Origin of the sequence: Segatella copri, assembly GCF_019249655.2 — a bacterium.
GTDB lineage: Bacteria > Bacteroidota > Bacteroidia > Bacteroidales > Bacteroidaceae > Prevotella.
In genome coordinates this window covers 1,481,147-1,503,504 of sequence record NZ_CP137557.1, presented here as the reverse complement: position 1 = coordinate 1,503,504, position 22,358 = coordinate 1,481,147, and the positions used below count along the sequence as shown (strand labels likewise).

The following is a 22,358-nucleotide window of genomic DNA, read 5'->3' as shown; positions in this document are numbered from 1 at the left end:
AATCGTATATTTGCAGAAAATTTCATTTATAAGTGATAAAAATATGGCAACTATTATTCGTCAATCATATATCGACAAGATAGAAAGGTATCTTGGTAAGGAGACTATCATCGTATTAGTAGGTCAACGTCGTGTAGGTAAAAGCTGCATGATGAAAATGATTCGTGACCGTAAGAAGGCAGATGACTGCAACAATATCATCTTTATAGATAAGGAGAAAACCATGACTCCTCTCCTCACCAATATTCCTTATTTGTCATGATAATAATTTCTCCTTTCACAACACCTTCAACATCCTGATATACATATACTTAAGTATGAAGACATTTTTATCAATATAGCTTCACACCGCCTGTAACAGCAGTAAGAGATGGAACCAAAAACAGAGAATGATGGAGCAGATTCAATGGGGAGAAAGAACCATTGCCAAAGGGAGAAGGAATGTGGAATAGAAGGAGGAAATACACTTTCCTTCCATTGGTTGACTACCGTCATCCATATAAATCACTCCAGTCATCCATATAGATGACCTGAGTCAGCTATATGGACGACCCGGATCAAACGATACGAAGAGAGTATCTTTTCGCCTTCTTCTATAGGCATATTTAACCTATCATCATAGTTTACCGCCCCCATTGCCATCGAAACAGCAGGAGGCTGGCATCATCCAGGAAAAGTCCTTTCACACTTAACTCTCTGTTTCTCTGATATAAAAAGACTTTTGTGAAAGGACTTTTTTCATACGATAAATTATTATCGTCCAACACACAAACAGACGTAGAAGATTACAAGAACGCTAATGGGTTGAAATCGATTCAACTCTTTACATAGAGATAAATCCTCAGATTGAGCTCACAGTGTATTCCCAATCTGAGGATTCTTTTATTCCTCCCCATTCAGACATTCGCCCGTCTCATAACTCTTCGTCATATCCTTTAAGATACCAATCATCTCCTGCCTCAAGCTCTCAGGCTTCAGTACGATGATATTTCTGCCATGCCACAACAGTTCCTGAAGGAAATCACGGCTGGGACGAATGGTGAGGGTATATTCCCTATACATTCCATCTTTCGACTCCTTTACTTTCTGCTGACTTTCGTGCAGCGGAACCTCCTCGATGTAATTGTATTCCGGATAGAAGGCACGGATGCGGATTTTTTCCACGGGCACATCTTCCATCCGATAGATACCAAAGCAATCTTCATAATAATTCTCTGGAGTCAGAAACTTCTTCATCTTTGCCGACAACGGATGCTTCTCGCAAATAAGCTTCAGGAAACTGATGCGGTCGAAAGGAAGACAACGAACGAGTTTTCTCACATCAACCTCAGCATTCAAATCAGCATCTCCATCAACCTCAGCACTTGAATTCTTCACTCTTCGTTCTTCACTCTTCACTTTCACTCCCACAACGTACCACCGTTGTTTGAAGTATCTCACGAAAGCCGGTTGTAACACGATATCGCTCTCTGCTCCGAACCCCGAAACATACTTAAACTTCAGCAGATATTGCTTATCTATCGCTGCAAGAATATCATCCAGATATTCCGTGTTATATGGCGGTGTATCGAGCATCACTTTATTGTGAAACTTCAGCATATCACCTAACGAAGCCAGCCGCAGGGAACTCAGCATCCATTCCGTCACATCATCATTAGCGATCGGATCACGCTTCAGATAATACCGATAGCCGTCGCTCTTGTCGCATTCCACAGTAATGCCAAACTGCGACTGGATATTTTCACGATAACGATGAAAGGTACGTTTGTCCAGCTCATCCTCATCCTGATTAGCGTTGGCATCACGCCACTCATTAGCAATCTCCTCAAAGGTAAGATGCTTACGATCCAAGAGGCCTATCAGCCAACTATAGAATTTTACACGATTGTCCATAATCTCTAAACATCTAATGAATATTTACAAGAAATGCCTAAAAAGAAAAGGAGAAAAGATAGCCAACAAAATGGTAATGCTAAATGCTGGCATTTCTGACTTTTGTCATATACCAATGCGCGATACACTTGTGCCCGATGCTTGAAATGAACTGTGAACAAACTCGTCTCTTTGCATGAAACACATGAATTTTTAATAATGCTAACACAGACCTATTGCCTGATGTCAGCCTCTTGCTGCCTCTATCTTTTCTCCGAAAATTTTAATCTACTCAATGAAAATTTCAATCCTCGCTCCATTATCGGGGCAAGTCTTGCAAATCTACCAAATCTACAGTCCAGTTCAAACTCTGAATTTTCAGGTCGAGCTCCCGATACTGCTTGGCATAGGTATCAGCCTCCTTGCGAAGAGCCTTTATATCTATGGTTCTAACATATTTCAGTTCGTTTCTGCCAAAGCGAGTATCGTTGGCAGCTACGTAGTTCACCACCTCTTTCAATGCCTTGACACGCATCGACAAGACGTCTCTCTTGGCTATCAATCGAGTCAAGGAGTCTCCGTCCTGAACTATCTGAACGTTGGTGATGTTGATGCGATAAATCAAGTCTTCCAACTGGACGAGTGCTTCATCCAGTTCCTTGTACAGTTCCTCCACGTTATCGCAAGGTTCATCACCTTCCTGCACCTTGGCGCTCTCCTTGATACGTTCTTTCAGTTGAGCCACTTTCTTCTGCAAATCGGCTCTGATGCTCAATGCTTCTGCTAACTTCATAATCTTCTATTTTTATATATGACGTTCTAATTTTATTTTTATTGCATCACAAATTATTTTTCACCTTTCCAAACAAGGTACACCCTCAGGCCAATGAGGGTCATTCTCGTTTACATCAGGATAATGAATATCTCGCTGCTCTGACACGCTGCGCTCATAATTCAATTTCACATTAATAGTGAAATCATCCATACGAAGAATGTCTGGCAGGCACCAAGGCTCATGAGTATGCAAGGCATGCATCGCATAACAGATACACAAATGGTCGTACGCCTTGTTGTGCAGATAGCCTTCCGCCCACGACGTGCCATCGTCGAGCGTATCAGTCAACTCTCTCAACGTATCCTCTTCGTTGCCGAAAAAGTTGGCAGACGCACCATTCACGATGGTATCCATCTTGCAATGTCCTGTACTGAGCAACTCATCTGTCAGATGAATCATATAGTCGAAGTCGGAACCGTAATAGTCATCATTCTCCAGATGCAAGACCGAGTCTTTGTCAGCATACTCGAATCGAAGCGTACTGTCCAAGTCGTAGCAGAAACGGTCATCCACCTTGTATGGCGAACGGTAGAGCATAAGCCAAAGGTTACGGCACTGCTCAAAACACTCCAAGGTGAGCTTGTAGAGTTTGTCGTTCAACTGGCTCAATCGTTCCACCTCGGCAGCAGTAGGATGAAGCATCATCTCATCGAGCGTCACCTCACGAAGCCCAAGCAAATCGTCCAGCAAATCCCGCTCCGTATCAGTGAAGTTACGGAAGAACCAACCTGGATTATTATCCTCACGATTCACCACCTTCTTGATACGACGTTCCACATCTTGTATGATGGCACGCTTGTCCTCTATCGTTGACTTTTCTCTTAGAAAATCAACGAAATTGCAGTGAGGCTCCGAACTATAGCTACGGTTGTTCTCAACTTCATCAATCAGTTTTTTCCATTCCTTTTCCATTTACTTCCTCTTTAAAGATTACGTTTCCTTTTTTCCATTGATACACCTCTCGCTCATATCTCAAGCTGACATCCGTCCAAAAATCATCCATACGGAGGATGTCAGGCAAAGAGTAATGCTCATGACTATGGAGCGAGTGAAGGAGATGGCAGATGCAAAACTTGCCAAAGGCAGGATTATCCAGATAATCAAGATTCCACGACGTGCCATCATCCGCCACCAAAGGTTCACCCACATAATACCGCCCACTATCCCTAAAATTGCAATGAAAATGGAGCATATACTCGAAGTCTGAGCCATAATAGTCATCATTATCCATCTTGAGGACGGAATCCTCATCATTCCAACTGAAATCAACGTGCTCCTCCACATCATAATAATCCTCATTTGCCATCAAGCTCGGTGAGTGCAACAAAGACTTCCAGAGGTTGCGACCTTGCGCAAAGGCATCCTTCGACAGTTCATGAAGTTTATCGTTCTGATGTCCCAAACGCTCGATTTCTTCCTCTGTAGGATTTAACATCATCACATTGAGAATCTTTACCCGAGTACTCCAAAGGGAATCAAGCACCTCCCGCTCCTGTTCACTGAACTTACGGAAACTGAAACTCTTGTCCGCATCATAACGGGCAATCATCTTGATGCGACGCTCTACTTCTTGTACAACTCTGCGCTTGTCATCATCCGACGCTTCGCCCACATACTCCATCAAAGCGAAGAAAGCCTCCGTTTCAAACGGATCTTTCTCAATTGTATCGATAAGTTGAATCCAATTTTCCTTCATCTTCACCTACGATTTCACCATTACTAACTTCTATTATCTTATCATCGCCAAAGCTTCCTCCCCGTATCTTGTAGGGAGAGTTTCGCTTCAACGTCTTCTCCAAATACTCCAAGTCCTTGGGACGGAGATGAGTGAGAGCGAAATCCACCTCATTCAGTTGCGACTGATTGCTCAGGGCGAGATGCTGAAGATTGTGACACATGAAGATGTCCAAGCGACGCAACTTGTCGTTCTTGCTCAAATTCAAAGACACCAAATCTTTGGCTCCATCAATATGCAACTCCTCCAAGAGTGGATTGGCAGAGAAATCCAACTTCTCGTTTCTTATCTCGTGGAAGTCGATGAACTCCAGCAAAGGATTCTTGCTCACGTCGAGTTTCTCCTCGCCATACCCAGAATAGCCCAAGATACGCAAGTTAGGACATTCCGTGAGAATCACATCCAAGGTTTTCACCTCGAACATGCCACATCCATCAAATCCGATAATGGCATCCTCCTCTTCCGAACAGATGGTAATGGTGTAGTACATGCCCTTCTCAGGATAGGAATGACCTGCCTCCACCCAAGCCAACTTTTCGGAAGCAGGTTTCTGTTTGCCTGTCACGACCTGTACCTTTCCATCGCCCCAAGCAATTCTTGCCTTGCTGTCTTTCTTCAGCATCAAGTGCAAGCCTACGGTTTCCCCCATTGTCCAGTCCAACGTCTGGATATTGATTGTAATCTGTGCCATAATTCCTTGTTTTTAATGTTTACGACGGCAAAGATAATGCAAACGAGCGCAATGAAAGCTTGCTTTCAAATTGCCGAGTGCAGCTTATCTTATGCAAAATTACAGGTTAGATGTGTCAAATCGTGGCACAAGCGAGAAAATTATCTCAAAAATCTTTGTATCACCTTGTACCAATAGTCCCAGGAGTAGCCTACAGAAGGATGATTCACCACAAGAACCTTAACATGCTTGCCACCAGGCATCATGTAGAATCCATTAGGCACCCAAGTGCCTTCCACTTCGATGTCATTGCAATCCACCCAGTGAACATCAGAAACTTGCTCTTGGCGCCAGTGACCGCCAGGCAAATTATTCCAAAGCCTCTTGCCCCATACGATGATGTACTTAGGCTGATACTTTTCGATGACCTCGAAGAAAGCCTTGCCAGCCTGGCGATATTGCTCGGCAGTGCCAGCCTCGCGAGGGCCACCCATCGCCACTTGCAGATAGTTGAAGAAGATGACCGAGTTCCAAATCTTCAGCCTCATCGCCTGATTTGTCTCCTCTCCCACTAACGAACGCTCAAACTTCAGGAAAGTCCGCATCCAGTTCTGCCGTTCCTTATTATCATTGAGATAATCATCAAGCACCTGCTGCGTAAAGTTCATACACTCACGATGCAGACGACAATCACCACAATCCACACATTCCTCATCACAATAATGACTCTCGCCCAATATCATGATTCGCTTGCCGAATATCCCCCCGTTGGCATAATCCTTGCCAACGAAGGGTTGAAAGAAAATGTTGCTATTCATATTTTAAAATAATGAAACTATCCAATCATAAGCCATGGTTCCCAAGCGAATGGCCCACGAAATCACCACATAAATCAACCAGCAAAGCACGACAATGAACACAGCCGTCCAGAATGCCTTCTTGTTCACCTTGTTGATAATCTCCTTATCATCCTCGATATAGCCAGTAATCAATCTCAGGTTCTCTACATACGAACGCTTGAATACATCCAGCACATCACCTATATAGAAAGGTATGGCACCAATCAGCACATCCATCAAGATATTATAGATGACAGCCAAAGTCAGCGGAATAGACTTAACCACGCAAAGACTGTAATAGATGAATGGGAATGCAAACACGCTCGTCAAAGCATCACCGATACCGACAGGAAGGATGAAGCCAAGGATAGGATCCAAGAACCACTTGTCCATATACTTCGCCGTACCTACCATCAGACGATAAGATGGCATGTTCATCATCTTCTCACGCTTAGCAGCTTTTTTATCAGCCCTCGCCTGTTCTTTGGCAAGAGCCGCCTCTCGCTTTTGATCTTCTTTTGCGAAATCCATGCCCAAATCAGCCTGGGCTTGCTGTCTTCTTGAATTTTCCATACGCCTTATAATTCTATTTGTTTCTTACCATTTATAAATTCTGTGAACTCCTGTTCCGAAAGAGAGAAACCGCTCAAGTCGCTCATCAACTCCATAGCTTGCTTACGTTCCTCCTCGCTACCAGCCAGATTGATGCGCTTGAACACCTCACGAAGATAAGCACTCTTGTTGTCTATCTTAGCCATTTCACGCTTAAACTCATCAGCATGTTTCTTCAACTCCTTATCGTATGCAGCCGAAGCCAAGCTACCACTGAGCTGCTGCGCTTTGAGCTTAGCGAAACTACCAAACAGAGCGATACCTTTCTGTAAGGATTGTTCCATAGCACCAGTTAGCTGCGCCAAGTCTTCCTCGCTATACTCTGCAGGTTTGTTCTGTTGTGCGGTCTTGCCCTCTATCTTCTTAGGGTCTTTCGTGTATGCTTCAACTCCGTCAAGCAGATTCTTAGCCATATCCTTGTCGGCATGAAGATTGTCTGCCAACATTCCTGTAAACAGAGAAAGGTTCTGCTCCACATCAGCAGGAAGCTTGGCTGCCTCCCGATAATCGGGAATATCTACCGTATGCACCAACTTCTCATCTATCTTACTCTCCATGATTTCACGTCCAAGTTTCAGCATGGCAACCATATCACGGAGATGTTTCAGCATCTTCAGCTTCAAGTCGTCAGAGCAAACTATCTTGCTTCTGATCTCCTTAGAAACCTTATCCAGTTCACTGGAGAGTTTGGCATACTCATTTTTGATGCGGGTTTGTTCCTCACGATGCGATTCCAATTCCTCCTTATCCAACTTCAAATCTACCTGATAGCTCTCGTATTCTCTCACAAGAGGGAAGCATACCGCATTCCATTCGGTGAAGTCACGATAGTAGTTCTTGTTGGCCATACCAAAGGTAATCCAATTGACGAGGAAGAAAGGTCTGGAAGGCTTCTTCGCCTTCGCTTCCATATAGTTTCCCTGCTTAGACTCCAAGGTAGCGGTGATGTCATTAATCAGCGAGGTATAGACATCGATGTTCTGAAGATGGTCGTTCATTTCCATGTCCAGCGCCTTCATCTGCTGAAGCAGACATTTTCGCTGCCCCTCCAATGGACGAATAGTCTCATCCGCATACAAGACATCAAGTGTCGCCTTCAAGTCTGAAGCCAACAGTTTTTCTCCATAACGCAAGAACACATTCGCCTTCGGGATTATCACATCATTGAGCGTTTTGCAGATTACCAACAATCGTCCCATATCAGCCTTGATGCGAGTGGCATCATGCTTCACGCTGGTTTGGAAAACTGACAAATCTGATTTCAATCGATTAGCGCGTTCACTTGCTCCCATATAGTGTTCGAGCATGGTCAGTCCTGCCATCGCCAAGCCCAATGACTTGTTGCCGTTCGACAAAGACTTATAAGCCTGCAAAGAACCCTGCAAGGAAGTACGGAAACTAACAGAAATCTCACCAATCAAAGCTGCACATTTTTCCGTGAGCTTGTTATATTCCAACTCCACATACTTAAGCATCTCGTCCACATCCAGCCATTCTATTCGCTTGAAGTCGAACAGATCAGGTGAAACCATCTTGATAGAGTCGCCATAGATATCAATCAGTTTCAGGGCATAATCACGATAAACCGTCCCGATATCACTACGCAAGGAAGTAAAATCTTCGATGTTTCCACGAACGCTATCCTCAGCATAGTGATAAGCCTCCACCATCTTGGTATATTTATCAAACATGGTAGCCGCCTTACTTCTTACATCTTTCACGCCATTCGTACCCATGACAATATCAGCCATCTTCGACGTTCCCTTAGCAAGAACCAGGTTAAGGTTCAATTCCACTTGCTCTTTCAACTGCTCCAAAGCAGATGAAGACAACGCCAGTTCCGTCTCAGCTATCTTCAAAGCCTCCTCCTTGTTGCCCTGTTCCAGGCTGTCATTCAACTTGTATTCAGCCACAAGGGTTGTACGTGAATTGTTGGAAACAAAAGCAATGGCGATATTGCCATTATCATGGAAATATCTGTAGGCATCAAATACCAGCTTACTCACCTCCGAGGAATCGGAAGCTATACCATACTTCTTCAGTTCAAAAGCCAAATCTGCACGAAGATACGTCTTGTTCTCCTTGCAGAGCTCATCAGCAATCGTCTTGATTGCCTCATATACTTTTTGATTATCAGCCATACTGTTCATCGTATTTTTATTTATTTATTCTTTATCACTACCTACAAATACCGATGCCTTCATAAAAGAGAAGGTTGCATCTACGAGCCAACCGATGCACGAACCGACTGTAGCTATCCACCAGGCAACATGATAACCTGTAGTACAATTGGTAGCCTTGAAAAGGACATCGCCGTCAAAGAGATGCCTTACCAGATTAGGCAGGAAGAACAATCCATGCGCCAATCCAGCTTGCCATCCATACAATTCCGTACCATTGATGTTGACAAACAATACTGCTGCCACTATTGCAACGATTGGTTGCCAGGACAGGAACATGAAAGCCATTACTAAAAGCCCTATAATTTTATTCATTTTTCGTTATACTTTATTTATACTATGATGTCATCTATACAGACAATTATCTTTTAGATACATCTTGTTGTTTCTAATCTTAGTTGGAGTAAGTTTCTCTTTACGATAATCCTTCAAGGAATCCTTCTGCACCTGAAATCTACTCGTTTCCACAAAGATCAGGCTCTTGTGAATCCTCGTCTTGACATGTTCCTCCATCCATTCTCTGCCTTTAGCGAGAGAAGACATATACCAATATCTCGTCTCAGCCCAAGCATTCCTTGTAGGTTGCGCAGTACCATGAATGAAGTCACGATAAACGGGAAGCGAGAGACCAGTTAGCCAACAAACCAGGACCGAATCCCCCTTAGCCATTAGCGTCATGTCCGACAACATCTGTTGCATGGTCATTTTCTCCGACTTCCGCCAAAGTATCCTCCTATCCATATATTCATTCTTCTCAGCCTCCTTCTTCTTTTGCCAATAGCCATGAGGGTTCAAGAAGAACCAATAGCCAAATAATACTACCAGCCCGGCACTCAATACCGCAGCCAACCTACATACTCTTTTCTTGATGTTCTTTTCCATTGTTACATTACCTTAATATAGTTATACATTTGATTTCGGCTGCGAAATAACTATATAGAGATGTCAAATGGTGACAGAATATCAAGAAAAAAGTATATGAGGCTTACTTTTTCTTGGTAAACAAGCTTATCAACCAGCCAGTAAAGCCTCCGACTTCAGGAGCAGGATCTTCATAAATCTTGCCTCTTCGTCTTAACTCCTCTAAGATTTTATTTTCATTCTTTGCCATAATGCTTCATTTTTTTAAGTTGTTGGATCACCAGTTGTTGCATCCTTGAAGTTATTCTCCTTGAATGCTTTTTTCATATTATCAATCTGTTTCTTGCAAGATTTAGAGATGCTTATCGTCTGACGAGCAATATCTTCCAAGACACTTTTGCTCAGTTCTCTCACTCCCGACAAGAAACACTCCTCCACCGCTTCATTAACAACCGATTCAATATCGGCGCCATTAAATCCATCCGTTATTTGACAGATACTATTCAAGAATGCATCATCCAAAGACTTTTTCTTTTTCTCCAGATGAATCTTGAATATATCCTTGCGCTCCTCCTTATCAGGAAGGTTTACACAGAATATTTCATCAAATCGTCCCTTACGTTTTAACTCAGGTGGCAAATTGTCGGCATTGTTGGCTGTTGCAATAACATAAACACTACTCTGTTTCTCCTGCATCCATGAAAGGAAATATCCAAACATACGAGTCATAATGTCGTTGTTACCACCGACACCCGAAAAGGCTTTCTCTATCTCATCAATCCATAGCACACAAGGAGCAGCAGCCTCAGCAATCTTGATGGCCTTACGGAGATTTCTCTCACTCTCTCCTACATACTTACCCATCATGCTGCCCATATCCAACTTCAACAAAGGAGTTTTGAAAAGTGCAGCAGATGCTTTGGCGCAAAGAGACTTTCCACAACCAGGCATTCCAACGATAAACACACCTTTCGGTATAGATACGCCAAACTCTTGTGCCTTTGGCAAGTCAGAAATAACCCTTGACTTTCGTTCCAAATAACCTTTCAAGGCATCCATACCTCCGATGCTGTCCAATTTTTCAGGGGTATCTATCAACTCCAGCAATCCAGACTTTTTAACCATCGCCTTCTTCTGCTGAAGAATCATCTCCGTATCCTCTGCACTCAACGAGCCATTGCTGCTCATCGCCATATCAAGCATTCGGTCTATCTCAAAGCTCGTCATACCCTTCAAAGATGGCATCAGTTTCTTTCTGTCCTCATCTTTGAAATTGTCATAGCAGTTCACCTCTACATGCTCGTCTATAAGCTGATTGATTTCTTTTTCTTCAGGGAATGGAATATCCAAGTAGGACACATACTTCTCCAATTCTTGCGGTACTTTAAGAACAGAGGAAACTATAATGACTGTTGTATTATAATCCCTATCATACAACTTACGTTGAGCTATTAACTGAAGCAATGACTTGATTGCCGGCTCTTCAATAAAATCTTGAATATCCTTCAACACCAAGAACTTTTCCTTCAGATTGACATCAACAGTATATTTATCACGCAAGAATTGCTCCAGTGTATCATTCTCTCCCAAGCCTTGACTTTCTTTCGTTTTAAAGTTGGTTGTGCCTGTTGCAGGATTCCATTCAAACACCTTGCTATTGCCCACAATCTCAACTATAATTTCGTCTATACGGACAAAATCATAATCATTGACATAGATGATAGGTGTATTGACATCTATCATCTTCTGAAAATCAGAAATAACTTTCTTGTTCATATCGCAAGGTTTTAATATTTAAACAAATGGTCAACGATAAAACTCAATTGCTCAGGAAACTTAGCTTTAATGAAACAGAATCCATCAATGAGTGTTGACGGGTGAGGGAGAGTAGCAGTAGGTATCAATATACAGCCTATCATACTATTCAATCCATTTCCAATGGTATTACGAATCATATATTGTGCTAATGGGTAATGATAATCTTTAGCTAACTTTACAAACAAGCCAGGTATTTCTTTACTATAAGAGTAACGTACCAAATCCAACACAAACTTACGTTCCTTGAAAAACACATCCGATTCCTCAAGGTTGTCATATTTAGCTTCTGCTTCAGCTCTAGTAGCTTTCCAATCATGTATTACAGAAGTACTCCATAATGAGGTAAATTCCTGTAGTAATTTCTTAACATCTCGAACAAAATCCTCATCATAAGCTGTTTTTTTTGTTATAAAGCCTATCTTATCATTCTTCCATCTGCAAATCAAATTGTCAATTTTCTCTTTTACTTTAGGAGTCAACATCGCTCTCTTCTGAGCAGCACCAAAGGTGTTAGAATTAACAAAATCAATAGCCTTCTGTTTTTGAAGTTCGGCCGCCTTTTCTATCAGTTTTATGCCAAGCACAAGATTTTTGTCGAAGTTACTTCCATTACTTTTCGTAAATCCCTCGAATGCAAGTTTTCCTTGTTCAAACAAGAAATCAGGATCTACAACATTTTCGAATGTACAGAAAACATCCCACCATTCACCATCAGAGACCTCCTCTGGATACTGCTTAAATATAAACTTAGCACCTTCATATTTGCTCAGCAAGTACTTACGCAAAGAATCATAATTCTTGGACTTTCTCTTTTCACAATCATGCCAAAATGAGAATAAGGAATATAGTTCCGTTACGTGAGGCCCAGCAAGGTCATCCTTCAGAAAGATAACCAAAACTTTGAAATATGTCGAGAAATCAAGTTGACTCTCAGACAAAGCATCAATATCATGAGCCAATTCCACTTCACCCAACTGCCTCAACCATCTTGACAACCGCTTGTCTTTTATCAATGGCCACAAGTCTTGCACACAGAGATTCTGACGCAAAGAGTCAAGTGAGGAGTGTTCCTCCCCACCAGACTTTATTCTTATTCGTATAGGCTTTGCCTTTGCTATAATTCTCATAACCAACAATGCTTTTTAACTCACCAGCCAAGAAGCAAACTTCTTAACCCCATTTTTCAATGTTTTAACCGTTGAGCGAATAAAAGACTTCGCACCTTCCGCCACAACAGACAATCCCTTTCTTACCGCCATCTTAGCAATAGGCACTATATATTTCTCTGTCGCTTTGATAACAGGAACGAATACTGCAGCAGGAGGATAAACTCTGGCTATTACTTTACAAAGTTTATCCAAAACAACAGGAACTCCCCTCTCTATCACTTTGTCAGCAACTGTCACTACACGAGCAACAGTAGCATCTATCAACTTATCCGCCACCTCAACGACATCAAGCTCCTCTTTCGAAACTTTGTATGCAAACTTAACACGATTTAATCCCTCATCAATGGCACTTGCAATAGCTATTGGACTTTTGTCTGCAAGAGAGAAAGGCAAAGTCCCCTGCTCTTGTGCCATTATAACGGCAGCAGCAAAAGCCTTCTTCAACTTTGCTTCTGAAGCATCACCGATTGGGGAATCCAAGAATTGCTGAACAAGCTTAAACTCTCGAAGACTCTCTACCTCATCCTTTTCCAACAGTTTACCAGCCAACAAGGATTGAAGGGCTGAATACTTTCTGCTTTCACTCTCCAAATGAGCACTAAACTCATTGCGCCCTGCATCTTCATTATACTCAGTGTACTTCATAAGTTTATTCCTCCTCGTTAGTTAAAGTTTCATTGTTCACATTCTCACCAGCATAAGAAATGGCAGAGACGATTTCAGCCTTCTCCTGCTCGTCACGTCCCTTCAATATTCGGTCCATCTCCTCAAGCATCCATTGCTTACGAGACTTTCCATCCTCCTTAGCCGTTTGCAATGCAGCCATTTTCTCTGCAAAGCCATCAATATACTCGTTAGTCTCGGAGAGCAAAGCCTTGCCTTCCTCCGAAACTCCCATTTTCTCACACTCATCCTTAACCAGTACATCAATATCCTGGTCAGGATTATTCTCTAATTGTTCTAACATAGAAGTTAGAATATCTTCAAAATTCTTTGCCATACTATATCTTTACAACATTATTATATTTAGGAATTAGACCGCTTGAGGTAATATTTTCAATTACCATAAGGAACAAGCTTATTACTACCATACCGTTCTTCCTATTTTATTATATTTAGGATTCATTTCTGATATTAAATATTCTTCAAGAGAATGGCAAGTATAAGGTTCTTCTGGGATACAGGAATAACATTGAACATAGAAAATCTCAGCCACTCGTTTATCCCTTAAGATACATTTACCATTTTTCCCATATCCAAAATAATGACTAAGCCTTGCCCCCATTTGACTTGCTTTTCCTATATACACAATGGTCTTATTTGAATCTAAGAAAGCATAGATTCCTGCAGAATCCGGAATTGGCCAAGGTTGCGGCCAACCATATTCTCCTTCACTAGGATATAAAGAATAAATCACTGCCGGTGTAAAACGCACACAAAACCTATCTTCATACCATTTTATTGCATTTTGTAGACAATCTAATCCTTTCGTCATATCGTTTTTATATTTTTAATTTGCATTATATTCTACCGAAGCAAAAACCTTACTGTCCTCACGCAAATGCTTCATCAAGCGGTTTGCCTGCGGCTTAAAGGTAAAATATGTTATACCACCAGACAGTCCAGCTCCTAAAAAAGGAACCACCTTAGCCGCTCCCTTAGCCAAACTATCTTTTGTTACCTTGATACCTAACCATTTTGCTATCTGCTTAATTATAGGATACCAAACTGTCTTAGTCAAGGCCATACGTGGCAAACGCTTAACCACTTGCTCAGCAAAAGCCTGCGACATTTTTGACAATGTTTGATTAGCTAATGAAACGCCAAACATAACACCGACAAAAACTGTCAATACATTGATAGCATTATCTGTCAGATTTCCATTTTCGTCCAGCAAAGAAGGATATCCATATATGTAGGCTAATTTCTGAGCAAGCTTTAATACATGATAATAATATTGCGCAGTATCAGCAGGTAATGTTCCTATCATAGCAAAACCACCTGGAATTCCAGCTGCAGCAGATATAGAAGTAACCTTTATCGTATGATTCTTGATGCAAGCTTTTGCTATTGCATCAAGCTTATCCATGGTTATATGTTTAACAGGATTTTCTTGTATACACAAACTTATAGTGTTTTGGTCAATATGACGGTTAGAAAGTTCTTCTTGCAAAAAGGAAGCTCTATTCACCTTTATACCAGGAACAGCCATTGCTGCCACCATTATCTGGTTCCATTTATTAGATTCATTACCCATATCATGCTTTCATTTTTAGTCCAACTTTTTAAATTCAAAATCATTCGGATTGCAGCATGCTTTCTTATAATCGAAAGCATAGATGCGCATGTAGGCTTCTTGCACCTCCTTGGCTCCATTATAAAAAGGGGTGGCGGTGTGCTGCATGGTTGTTACTGTCACTACCATATCGGGAGTGAGAACTGTGTTGTTCGAGCGTTTGAGGCGCTTAGGCTTTATTTGAAACACCTTACTCATAAGCATTCCGTTTTTAAGTTATTGTATATGCTGCCCCGACTTTTCTGCCGAAACTGCTAGTTGTTTACTTTCAAGGGGCAAAGATAAGAAAAATCTGCGAACCAAACAAGTTCATAATGGTTCATAAGTAAAAAAAATGGTGCGAACCCCTACTTTCTTCACTTTCTTGTAAGTTAGGCTCTGGTAAAACCCGTAGAAAAGAAAATGTGAAAGAGGAATCCACACCATATGACGGTGTAGACTCGCTCAAACAAATTCTCGTTCTTTCTACGTTTCAATTTACCAGATTTCAACCTACAGAACTGAATAGTTTGCTCGTGTCCACAAGATTATCTTGTTTCTCTGCATCATAGCGACTTCAAGCAAGGACTTTCACCTGCCCTGTCACTAATCCAATGGCAAATTTAATAAAAATCTGATGAACCACCAAACTTTTAACAAGAAATCTTATGGATTCCTCTTATATTTCACTTTTCAGGGACTCCTAACCCTTCTTCTTTCTGCATTCATACCTTATTATATATAGAGTTATTGTAATTTCTGCCGCAAAAGTACAATCAGGATGCGTCAAAAACTGACATAGGAAGAAGAAAAGTATGTTCCTAGAACCTGAATCCGAAAAACATTCTTACTCGCCATTTGTTTCTCTTCACTTGCAGATGTTCCTCGTCTCCGGCTACTGAGAAATTATAAACAGCAGTGGCACCGGCAAACTTGTTGCGCCAGGAATACACGGCCGCACCTCTACCGGTAATGATGGCAGACGGGAAATGATACTTCATGCTGTTTTTAACGGTTGGGATTTCTGTATCACTACTCCCCTCTTCTGCTTCAGCCCTCATCTTGGTATAATCATGAGAATATACCGTGATGGTTGGCAAGGCTGACAGATGGAACAGCAGATGGGAGGATGGAACAAGGTTATATCCATAGCCTGCACCGAGCGTCAACTCGTTAAGACGGATGGTCATCCCCTTCACCTTCGTCTTGGAACCGTCGAAACTGGCGCCAACCATCCAACTTCCGGCACTTTGCTTCTGAATGTAGCTCTGGCTGAAGGCTGCCGGGAAGGAGAACTTGCGATAGTTGAAAGCATAATAGAAATTGAGATTCAATGCCTTCTGCGAGATTTCTCCCTTATGGATATCTATCTCGCTACCTCCCATTTCCTGATGACCATGGAATGTCTTGGACGAGAGATAGACTACGTCGAAGTCATAGCGGTTGCTATAGGAATTGAGGTTGAACTCAAAGTCCTGATTCTTGCCAGCCAGCTTGGCAGGATTTACAGCCAATCCAAGTCCCAATCCCCGATAAGCTACAGCCATGGAGAGGATTCCACGGCAGTCGGCCATCACCTTGGTATGGGTTTCCGTTCCATCCGTCTTCGCCGTAGTTTCCAAATCGGCTCCAGAAAGATTGCCTCTCAGTTTGATAGTCCATCGGGCATTGGGACGGGAGATGTAGGCAGTATCATATTTTATCTTGTAATAATTGGCTGCCAGCAGGGAATCTCCTCTGAACAATTGGCGGTCATAGAGGCTCAAGCGTCTTTGAATCTTGACATAATGCTTCATGAACCTCTGCTTTTTCTTCTCACTCATCTTGCTTTTGCCTAATTCTGCCATAAGAAGGGAGTCGCCCCATTGGAGCATACGACCCCTATCGGCAGATTGCCGCAACTGGAGTCGCAGGCTATCAGCCATCATCAGTAATTCCTTCAGTTTTTTGCGAGGCTTCTTGTTCTGTCTGGTCTGGGCGATGGCAGGAGCCAGCACCCCCATCAAAAATACCACTACAAGAAAAGACGCTTTCAACGTCATCATTGAGTCTGTTTTTATTTTCCGTCTATTCATCTTATTGATTTTTCTTTCCTATTCCACAAATTCAGTACAAAAGTACTGCAAAACTTCGAAACAGAAAAGGAAAAAGCAAAAAAATAAGAAATGAAGGCAAATTTACCGCACAACATTCCTTATACTTTCCAACTACTTTCTGTTATAGCAAAGAAGCTATGTAAATATTATTCTATTTAAATATAACACTTCTCAAATACCCTTAAAATGGGGGAAGAAGAGTTTCAATATTTTCCCTTAAGGCTAAAAATAAATAACCTTAAGGGAAAATATATTTTTCCTTAAGGATATGAAAATTTCTCCTTAAGGAATTTTCTCAAAGCACCTCACTTGTAAAGATAATAAAAACTTTCTTGAACTATCAACTTTGCAAGAAGAAATGCTTGCAGCTGCCTTTTTTTGCAGTTTAACCAATTTTCCTATCTCTTCTTATCAGCCACATCAAACCACAAACGGGTAGTGATTTCATCTTCACCCTGTTCACTTACTGCCTGCTTGAAACTCTCACCGTTCAAAGACTGTTCTGTGGATGGATAGAAGAAACGATGCGGATGGTCGCCATGAGACAATACAGACTTAGGACCTGGTTTCAAATCAGGATAACCCAAGCGACGCCAATCGGTAAAGGCATCAGGACCCTGTCCGTAGAAAGCTATCCATTTTTGCCATCCTATGCTCTCGTACCATCGGGCTGCATCATACTTCACACCATCCTGAGCAAGATAAGCAGAGATAGCGGAAGCATCTGTTACACCCTGCTGCTGAAGGGAAGCAGTGACTGCCTGCTGGTAGAGTGATTCTGCATCTGCTGATATCCATCCTCTAGCTGCAGCCTCGGCATAGATGAAGAGTACCTCGGCATAGGTTACAAACACTGCCGGTGATTCATCCTGCAAGAATGCAGTGCCCGGACGGGATACCTTATAGAAACCCTGGTTGTTGGCAAGGTCGGCAGAAAGTCCGTTGGCAGCACCTTCGTAGGTTGTGACTGTCTCATCCTGCGGTTTCTGGGCATAGATGGCAAGACGAGGGTCGTTCAAGGACTTCAACTTGTCGATGAGCGTCTTGGATACTCGCTGGTCATCACGGCTGGAAAATGCCGATGCCCACGGGTTCCACTGTGGTGATGCTGCAAAGACGAACTTGGCATTATCGGCATTGCTGCTGATCAGGTTGCCGCGATCAGCATAGAGCGAAGAGATGATTCCCTTGGCGGTGGTCTCGTCACGGTCAGCTATCTCTAGGGCGATGCGCAGACGAAGACTCTTGGCAAGCTTTTTCCACTTATTGATATCGTTATCATAAATCAGGTCTCCTTCAAGGCTACCACCACCTGCAGACAAGGCTGCATCGGCATCAGCCAAATCGGTGAGCAAACCACGGAGCACTGTTTCCTGAGAGTCGTAGACAGGTGTGGTACTCTTGCCATACTCTTTATAAGGAATGGCTCCATAGAAGTTGGTAAGCTGCAGATAGGCCCACGAACGCCAGATCTTTGCCACCGCCTTCTCATTCTGAGAACTTGCCGACTGCTCATCAATAGCCTGAAGATTAGAGATGATGGTAGAATAGAAGGTGTTCCAGGTGCTGGTGAAATCCGCGTTGTCCACATCATAACAATCTGGCTCAGTGTATTGAATCTTTGCCCAATGCTGAACCCAGAGAAGCGTGCTGTTGTAATTGGCTGTACTACCCCAGTAGGCCTGGGCACTCTGATACTCGGTGGAAGTGAGCAAATATGCCGGGTCTGGAACCTCTGTGGCATTTGGATTGCGGTTGATATCGCTCAAGGTATCATCGCAAGAAGTGAAACTTACAGCAAGACCAAGTGCCAATGTTCCTATCAATATTATCTTGTTTCTTTTCATGTCGTAATCTCCCTCTATTAAAATTTCACATTCAAGTTGATACCAATCTGGCGGGTAGTTGGCAAGGTATATGCCTCCACGCCCTGTGCATTGCCCGAAGAGATGGCTGCCTCTGGATCTATATCCTTTGCATCCTTGTGGATGGTCCAGAGGTTGCGGGCTGTAAGCGCCACGCTGGCATCCTGCAGATGAAACTTGCGGACAAACTTCACTGGCAACTGGTAGGTCAATGATACCTCACGCAACTTCACATAGTCTGCATCAAAAACGTTCGCCTCGGCAATGCTATACAGACGGTGATAATAGTTTTCTGCAGAAACCACCTTAGTATTTTTCTCGCCACTGGCAGTAACACCATCCACAATGATACCATCCTGGTAAACTCTGGTCTGCTCACCATTGATGGTGGCATAATACAAGCCATCGCTGCTCATGGTGTATTGTGGAGCATCTATCTGCTGATTCGCATCACCATTCTTATAATACCACAATCCTCCATGATCGGCATCACGACCAGGCAAGGTGGCTGCCAACACACCGGTATAAAGACCCGTCTTGTTGGTATTTGAAAAAATCTTTCCACCAAAGCTGGCATCAATCAGGAACGAGAAAGTCAGATTCTTGTAGCGGAAGGTATTCGTGATACCACCCTGCCAGTTGGGTGTAAAGTGCCCCAGCGTCTTGGATGTGGAAGAAATCTTTGGCAATCCGTTGTCATCCACCACGATGCGACCTTGATCATCACGGGTATAGGCACTTCCGAAGAGTGTACCATACGCATCACCTACCTTTGCCAGAATCTGGATGCCGGATGAATAGAGCTGGTAACTGGTTATCTGTCCGGCATCATCCAACTTTACCACCTTGCTGCGGTTGCTGCTGTAGTTGATATCAGTACTCCACTCAAAATCCTTGATGCGAACAGGTACCAGCCCCAATTGAATCTCATAACCACGATTGCGGATATGACCGGCATTCACTACCTGAGAGGTGTATCGGCTGGCTGCAGAAGTGGCAAGACTCAATATCTGATTCTTACTATCGGTCTGATAATAGGAGAAATCAAGACGTACTCTGCTGTCGAAGAATGCACCTTCCAAGCCCACCTCGGTAGAGTTGGTCTGCTCTGGCTTCAAGTTTGGATTCTTACCCTCAGTTGAGGCTGTCAACATAGGGTTGCCATTGAAGGCTGTCTGAATGTTGTACACATTGGCAAGCAAATATGGATTGGCATCAGCACCTACCTGAGACCATCCACCTCTGAGTTTCAGATAATTCACCTGCCGGCTGGTAAAGCCCAGTGCTTCGTTAAGCAGTACACTCGCCGTAACGGATGGATAGAAGTAGGAATTGTTATCCACCGGCAACGTAGAAGACCAGTCGTTGCGACCGGTGAGACTGAGATAAGCCCAGTTCTTGTAGTTGACGGTGACAGAACCATACACACCATACTGACGGAGGCGATAGAAATCATTGGATGAGGTGAGCTGGTCACGGGAATTGGTAAGGGTATAGAGATCAGGCACAGCCAGACGAGGGGCAGCCTGATAATTATACTCATATTTTTTGTTGCGCACATTGAAACCCACCAGGGCATCTACATTCCAATCATCACTCAGCTGCTTCTGATAAGTGAGCACTGCCTCGGAGTTGTTCTCCTGAACAGTATAGTTTTCCTCATTATAGGTACCGTAAGGAGTTCCGCTGGTACCCCACTTCACCTTCGACTTACGCTTGTCATTATACCAGTCGGTGCTGGTACGGAGACGCAAATCCAACCCATCGAGAAGATGGAAGGCCAAATGGAAATCACCAATCAGACGATGACGATCCTGGCTCTGGGTATTGTAATAGGCACTCCAATAAGGATTGCTGTAGTAGCTGCTGTTCCAGTTACGAGAATAATCATCCTTCAAAGACTGGGTGTTCACCTGACGGCCAAACCAGAGAAACTGCAACATGGTGCTGCTGCTTCGGGCATTGCTGCCGGATGCCATGGCTGAACCAGGAAGGCTGGGTGCTGAATAGAGAATATAGTTGGCTGTGGCACCTACAGATACCCAAGGAGCTAACTTATAATCGGTATTGAGAGTGAAATTCGACTTGTTGGTAGAAGCACCCGGTACGATACTGCGCTGATGCTCATTGTTATAGCTGATGCGGAACTGATACTTGTCGTCCGCCTTGGCTATGGCTACACCATAATTCAAGGTTGTACCTGTGCGGAAGAAGTCCTTCACATTATCGGGATTGGACACCCAAGGAGTGGCGGTACGGTTGCCGTTGGCATCCAACGGACTGTCAAACTGAGGGATATTAAGGCCCACATCGAGTCTAGGTCCCCAACTCTCATCCACGCCATCGTTGATACCAGCACCCTTTCCATCAACATAACTGAAGCGACCACCTGCACCCTGTCCGAAGAGATTCTGGAACTCTGGCAAGTTGGTGGCTGATGAAACCTGTGCCGAAAGATGACCGGTAACTCCCAGTCCCTTCTGTCCCTTACCGGTCTTGGTGGTAATGATGATGGCTCCATGTGCCGCACGGGCACCATAGAGGGCAGCAGCATTAGGACCCTTCAATACAGACATAGAAAGGATATCCTCAGGATTAAGGTCGGCAATGGCATTCTTGAAATCGCGCCCCACACCCTTGGTATTGAGCTGCGAATTGTCTACCGGGATGCCATCCACAATGAAAAGAGGCTGATTCTCTCCTGCTATGGAGGTCTCACCACGTATCACAATACGGCTGGAACCCACATCACCCTGACTGTTGGTAATGCGGACACCTGCCAACTTACCTGAAAGTGAATTAAGAATATTGTTATCCTTACCTGTGGTCAATTGGGCAGAAGATACTTCCTGTGTGGCATAACCCAGAGCCTTCTTTTGTCGGGAAATACCCATGGCTGTTACCACCACCTCGTTAAGGTCGGTTGCATTTGGGGCAAGCACCACATTGATGATATTACCCTTGATAGTCACGGTCTGTGTCTGCATACCGAGATATGAAACCGTGAGTTTTTTAGCTGCCACAGGAAGCTTTGAAATGGTCAGTTTACCATCTACATCCGTTACACCTCCCACCTTGCTGTCTTGTATAAGGACGGCTGCACCAACTACTGGCTCGCCATCATCGGCAGAAGTAACATTAATAGTTATCCCCTGACTCTGTGCTGCGGCATAAGGAGCGCCAGCAGTCAACAGAGATAATGCGAAAATAATCTTCTTTACCATACTAACATCTTTAAATTCAATATTACACTATGTCTAAAATCGAGTGCAAAGATATAACTTTTTCATAATATTACAAAATATTTAGTTAACTTTTGATTCAAATATACCATATTACATAACTTTTTGATACCACATTATACCATAATTATGGTATATAACAACCAAAGATTTAAATACTATGACATATTGAAAAAAGAATGTTGGGCATGCAGACATTTTAAGTATTATAAAAGTGCCAATAATGTCAAAACAAATTATATTTAATATAAAATAATGCTTTGAATGCCAAATACTTATCATAAAATTT

The 22,358-nt window shown here is 43.0% G+C and carries 22 protein-coding genes; 1 reads left to right on the top strand and 21 read right to left on the bottom strand.

The features are described from left to right. Positions 1-43 precede the first annotated feature (43 nt). Positions 44-262, top strand: coding sequence for a hypothetical protein (locus KUA49_RS05765; RefSeq protein ID WP_218413004.1), 219 nt, complete (start codon positions 44-46; stop codon positions 260-262). 620 nt (positions 263-882) lie between these two features. On the opposite strand, the gene KUA49_RS05760 is transcribed toward KUA49_RS05765, so the two are convergent. The 21 genes from KUA49_RS05760 to KUA49_RS05660 all read right to left on the bottom strand — a co-directional run bounded on the left by KUA49_RS05760 (position 883) and on the right by KUA49_RS05660 (position 22,051). Then, on the bottom strand, positions 883-1,893 hold the full coding sequence (locus KUA49_RS05760; RefSeq protein ID WP_218413005.1) for a helix-turn-helix transcriptional regulator: 1,011 nt from the start codon (positions 1,891-1,893) through the stop codon (positions 883-885). A 298-nt stretch (positions 1,894-2,191) separates the two neighbouring features. Then, positions 2,192-2,665 carry a DIP1984 family protein gene (locus tag KUA49_RS05755; protein ID WP_022120469.1) on the bottom strand — a complete coding sequence of 158 codons (474 nt, stop codon included), beginning with the start codon at positions 2,663-2,665 and terminating at the stop codon, positions 2,192-2,194. A gap of 60 nt (positions 2,666-2,725) precedes the next feature. Then, complete coding sequence (locus KUA49_RS05750; protein ID WP_218413006.1) at positions 2,726-3,619, bottom strand: hypothetical protein; 894 nt, start codon at positions 3,617-3,619, stop codon at positions 2,726-2,728. After that, positions 3,591-4,403, bottom strand: coding sequence for a hypothetical protein (locus tag KUA49_RS05745; protein ID WP_218413007.1), 813 nt, complete (start codon positions 4,401-4,403; stop codon positions 3,591-3,593). The genes KUA49_RS05750 and KUA49_RS05745 overlap by 29 nt, the downstream gene beginning before the upstream one ends. After that, a complete protein-coding gene (locus KUA49_RS05740) occupies positions 4,366-5,133 on the bottom strand; it encodes a hypothetical protein (protein ID WP_218413008.1) in 768 nt (255 codons plus the stop codon). Before KUA49_RS05740 ends, KUA49_RS05745 begins: the two co-directional genes overlap by 38 nt. A 140-nt stretch (positions 5,134-5,273) precedes the next feature. Continuing rightward, positions 5,274-5,930, bottom strand: coding sequence for a hypothetical protein (locus tag KUA49_RS05735; protein ID WP_218413009.1), 657 nt, complete (start codon positions 5,928-5,930; stop codon positions 5,274-5,276). 3 nt (positions 5,931-5,933) lie between these two features. After that, the gene (locus tag KUA49_RS05730; protein ID WP_218413010.1) at positions 5,934-6,524 is read right to left on the bottom strand and encodes a DUF4112 domain-containing protein; all 591 of its coding nucleotides are present in this window, start codon (positions 6,522-6,524) and stop codon (positions 5,934-5,936) included. A 5-nt stretch (positions 6,525-6,529) separates the two neighbouring features. Beyond that, on the bottom strand, positions 6,530-8,704 hold the full coding sequence (locus KUA49_RS05725; protein WP_218413011.1) for a hypothetical protein: 2,175 nt from the start codon (positions 8,702-8,704) through the stop codon (positions 6,530-6,532). A gap of 24 nt (positions 8,705-8,728) precedes the next feature. After that, positions 8,729-9,058, bottom strand: a complete 330-nt coding sequence (locus tag KUA49_RS05720) for a hypothetical protein (RefSeq protein ID WP_218413012.1) — start codon at positions 9,056-9,058, stop codon at positions 8,729-8,731. Between the two features lie 30 nt (positions 9,059-9,088). Beyond that, entirely contained in the window at positions 9,089-9,625 is a 537-nt protein-coding gene (locus tag KUA49_RS05715) for a hypothetical protein (protein WP_218413013.1), read from the bottom strand. A 103-nt stretch (positions 9,626-9,728) separates the two neighbouring features. Beyond that, positions 9,729-9,854: a hypothetical protein gene (locus KUA49_RS05710; protein WP_256620698.1), complete on the bottom strand. Its 126-nt coding sequence runs from the start codon at positions 9,852-9,854 to the stop codon at positions 9,729-9,731. A gap of 14 nt (positions 9,855-9,868) precedes the next feature. Beyond that, a complete protein-coding gene (locus tag KUA49_RS05705; protein ID WP_218413014.1) occupies positions 9,869-11,380 on the bottom strand; it encodes an AAA family ATPase in 1,512 nt (503 codons plus the stop codon). Between the two features lie 11 nt (positions 11,381-11,391). After that, the gene (locus KUA49_RS05700; protein WP_218413015.1) at positions 11,392-12,549 is read right to left on the bottom strand and encodes a hypothetical protein; all 1,158 of its coding nucleotides are present in this window, start codon (positions 12,547-12,549) and stop codon (positions 11,392-11,394) included. Positions 12,550-12,564: 15 nt separating this feature from the next. Beyond that, positions 12,565-13,236, bottom strand: a complete 672-nt coding sequence (locus tag KUA49_RS05695) for a hypothetical protein (RefSeq protein WP_218413016.1) — start codon at positions 13,234-13,236, stop codon at positions 12,565-12,567. Positions 13,237-13,240: 4 nt separating this feature from the next. Continuing rightward, on the bottom strand, positions 13,241-13,558 hold the full coding sequence (locus KUA49_RS05690; protein WP_218413017.1) for a hypothetical protein: 318 nt from the start codon (positions 13,556-13,558) through the stop codon (positions 13,241-13,243). A gap of 117 nt (positions 13,559-13,675) precedes the next feature. Then, positions 13,676-14,086: a GIY-YIG nuclease family protein gene (locus KUA49_RS05685; RefSeq protein WP_218413018.1), complete on the bottom strand. Its 411-nt coding sequence runs from the start codon at positions 14,084-14,086 to the stop codon at positions 13,676-13,678. A 15-nt stretch (positions 14,087-14,101) separates the two neighbouring features. Beyond that, positions 14,102-14,848, bottom strand: a complete 747-nt coding sequence (locus KUA49_RS05680) for a hypothetical protein (RefSeq protein WP_218413019.1) — start codon at positions 14,846-14,848, stop codon at positions 14,102-14,104. Positions 14,849-14,863: 15 nt separating this feature from the next. Next, positions 14,864-15,085, bottom strand: coding sequence for a DUF6140 family protein (locus KUA49_RS05675; protein ID WP_256624869.1), 222 nt, complete (start codon positions 15,083-15,085; stop codon positions 14,864-14,866). A gap of 602 nt (positions 15,086-15,687) precedes the next feature. Next, positions 15,688-16,911, bottom strand: coding sequence for a DUF4421 family protein (locus KUA49_RS05670; protein WP_218413021.1), 1,224 nt, complete (start codon positions 16,909-16,911; stop codon positions 15,688-15,690). A gap of 449 nt (positions 16,912-17,360) precedes the next feature. Further along, entirely contained in the window at positions 17,361-18,809 is a 1,449-nt protein-coding gene (locus tag KUA49_RS05665; RefSeq protein WP_218413022.1) for a SusD/RagB family nutrient-binding outer membrane lipoprotein, read from the bottom strand. Positions 18,810-18,826: 17 nt separating this feature from the next. Beyond that, positions 18,827-22,051 (bottom strand): SusC/RagA family TonB-linked outer membrane protein, encoded by a 3,225-nt coding sequence (locus KUA49_RS05660; protein WP_218413023.1) that lies wholly within the window; start codon positions 22,049-22,051, stop codon positions 18,827-18,829. Between the last annotated feature and the right edge of the window lie 307 nt (positions 22,052-22,358).

Coding starts and splice junctions, on each gene's coding strand:
- KUA49_RS05745 (WP_218413007.1), bottom strand. CDS start 4,403: ATGAAGGAAAATTGGATTCAACTTATCGATACAATTGAGAAAGATCCG.
- KUA49_RS05670 (WP_218413021.1), bottom strand. CDS start 16,911: ATGATGACGTTGAAAGCGTCTTTTCTTGTAGTGGTATTTTTGATGGGG.
- KUA49_RS05660 (WP_218413023.1), bottom strand. CDS start 22,051: ATGGTAAAGAAGATTATTTTCGCATTATCTCTGTTGACTGCTGGCGCT.
- KUA49_RS05690 (WP_218413017.1), bottom strand. CDS start 13,558: ATGTTAGAACAATTAGAGAATAATCCTGACCAGGATATTGATGTACTG.
- KUA49_RS05730 (WP_218413010.1), bottom strand. CDS start 6,524: ATGGAAAATTCAAGAAGACAGCAAGCCCAGGCTGATTTGGGCATGGAT.
- KUA49_RS05700 (WP_218413015.1), bottom strand. CDS start 12,549: ATGAGAATTATAGCAAAGGCAAAGCCTATACGAATAAGAATAAAGTCT.
- KUA49_RS05765 (WP_218413004.1), top strand. CDS start 44: ATGGCAACTATTATTCGTCAATCATATATCGACAAGATAGAAAGGTAT.
- KUA49_RS05720 (WP_218413012.1), bottom strand. CDS start 9,058: ATGAATAAAATTATAGGGCTTTTAGTAATGGCTTTCATGTTCCTGTCC.
- KUA49_RS05715 (WP_218413013.1), bottom strand. CDS start 9,625: ATGGAAAAGAACATCAAGAAAAGAGTATGTAGGTTGGCTGCGGTATTG.
- KUA49_RS05740 (WP_218413008.1), bottom strand. CDS start 5,133: ATGGCACAGATTACAATCAATATCCAGACGTTGGACTGGACAATGGGG.
- KUA49_RS05725 (WP_218413011.1), bottom strand. CDS start 8,704: ATGGCTGATAATCAAAAAGTATATGAGGCAATCAAGACGATTGCTGAT.
- KUA49_RS05760 (WP_218413005.1), bottom strand. CDS start 1,893: ATGGACAATCGTGTAAAATTCTATAGTTGGCTGATAGGCCTCTTGGAT.
- KUA49_RS05685 (WP_218413018.1), bottom strand. CDS start 14,086: ATGACGAAAGGATTAGATTGTCTACAAAATGCAATAAAATGGTATGAA.
- KUA49_RS05675 (WP_256624869.1), bottom strand. CDS start 15,085: ATGAGTAAGGTGTTTCAAATAAAGCCTAAGCGCCTCAAACGCTCGAAC.
- KUA49_RS05750 (WP_218413006.1), bottom strand. CDS start 3,619: ATGGAAAAGGAATGGAAAAAACTGATTGATGAAGTTGAGAACAACCGT.
- KUA49_RS05705 (WP_218413014.1), bottom strand. CDS start 11,380: ATGAACAAGAAAGTTATTTCTGATTTTCAGAAGATGATAGATGTCAAT.
- KUA49_RS05665 (WP_218413022.1), bottom strand. CDS start 18,809: ATGAAAAGAAACAAGATAATATTGATAGGAACATTGGCACTTGGTCTT.
- KUA49_RS05735 (WP_218413009.1), bottom strand. CDS start 5,930: ATGAATAGCAACATTTTCTTTCAACCCTTCGTTGGCAAGGATTATGCC.
- KUA49_RS05710 (WP_256620698.1), bottom strand. CDS start 9,854: ATGGCAAAGAATGAAAATAAAATCTTAGAGGAGTTAAGACGAAGAGGC.
- KUA49_RS05755 (WP_022120469.1), bottom strand. CDS start 2,665: ATGAAGTTAGCAGAAGCATTGAGCATCAGAGCCGATTTGCAGAAGAAA.
- KUA49_RS05695 (WP_218413016.1), bottom strand. CDS start 13,236: ATGAAGTACACTGAGTATAATGAAGATGCAGGGCGCAATGAGTTTAGT.
- KUA49_RS05680 (WP_218413019.1), bottom strand. CDS start 14,848: ATGGGTAATGAATCTAATAAATGGAACCAGATAATGGTGGCAGCAATG.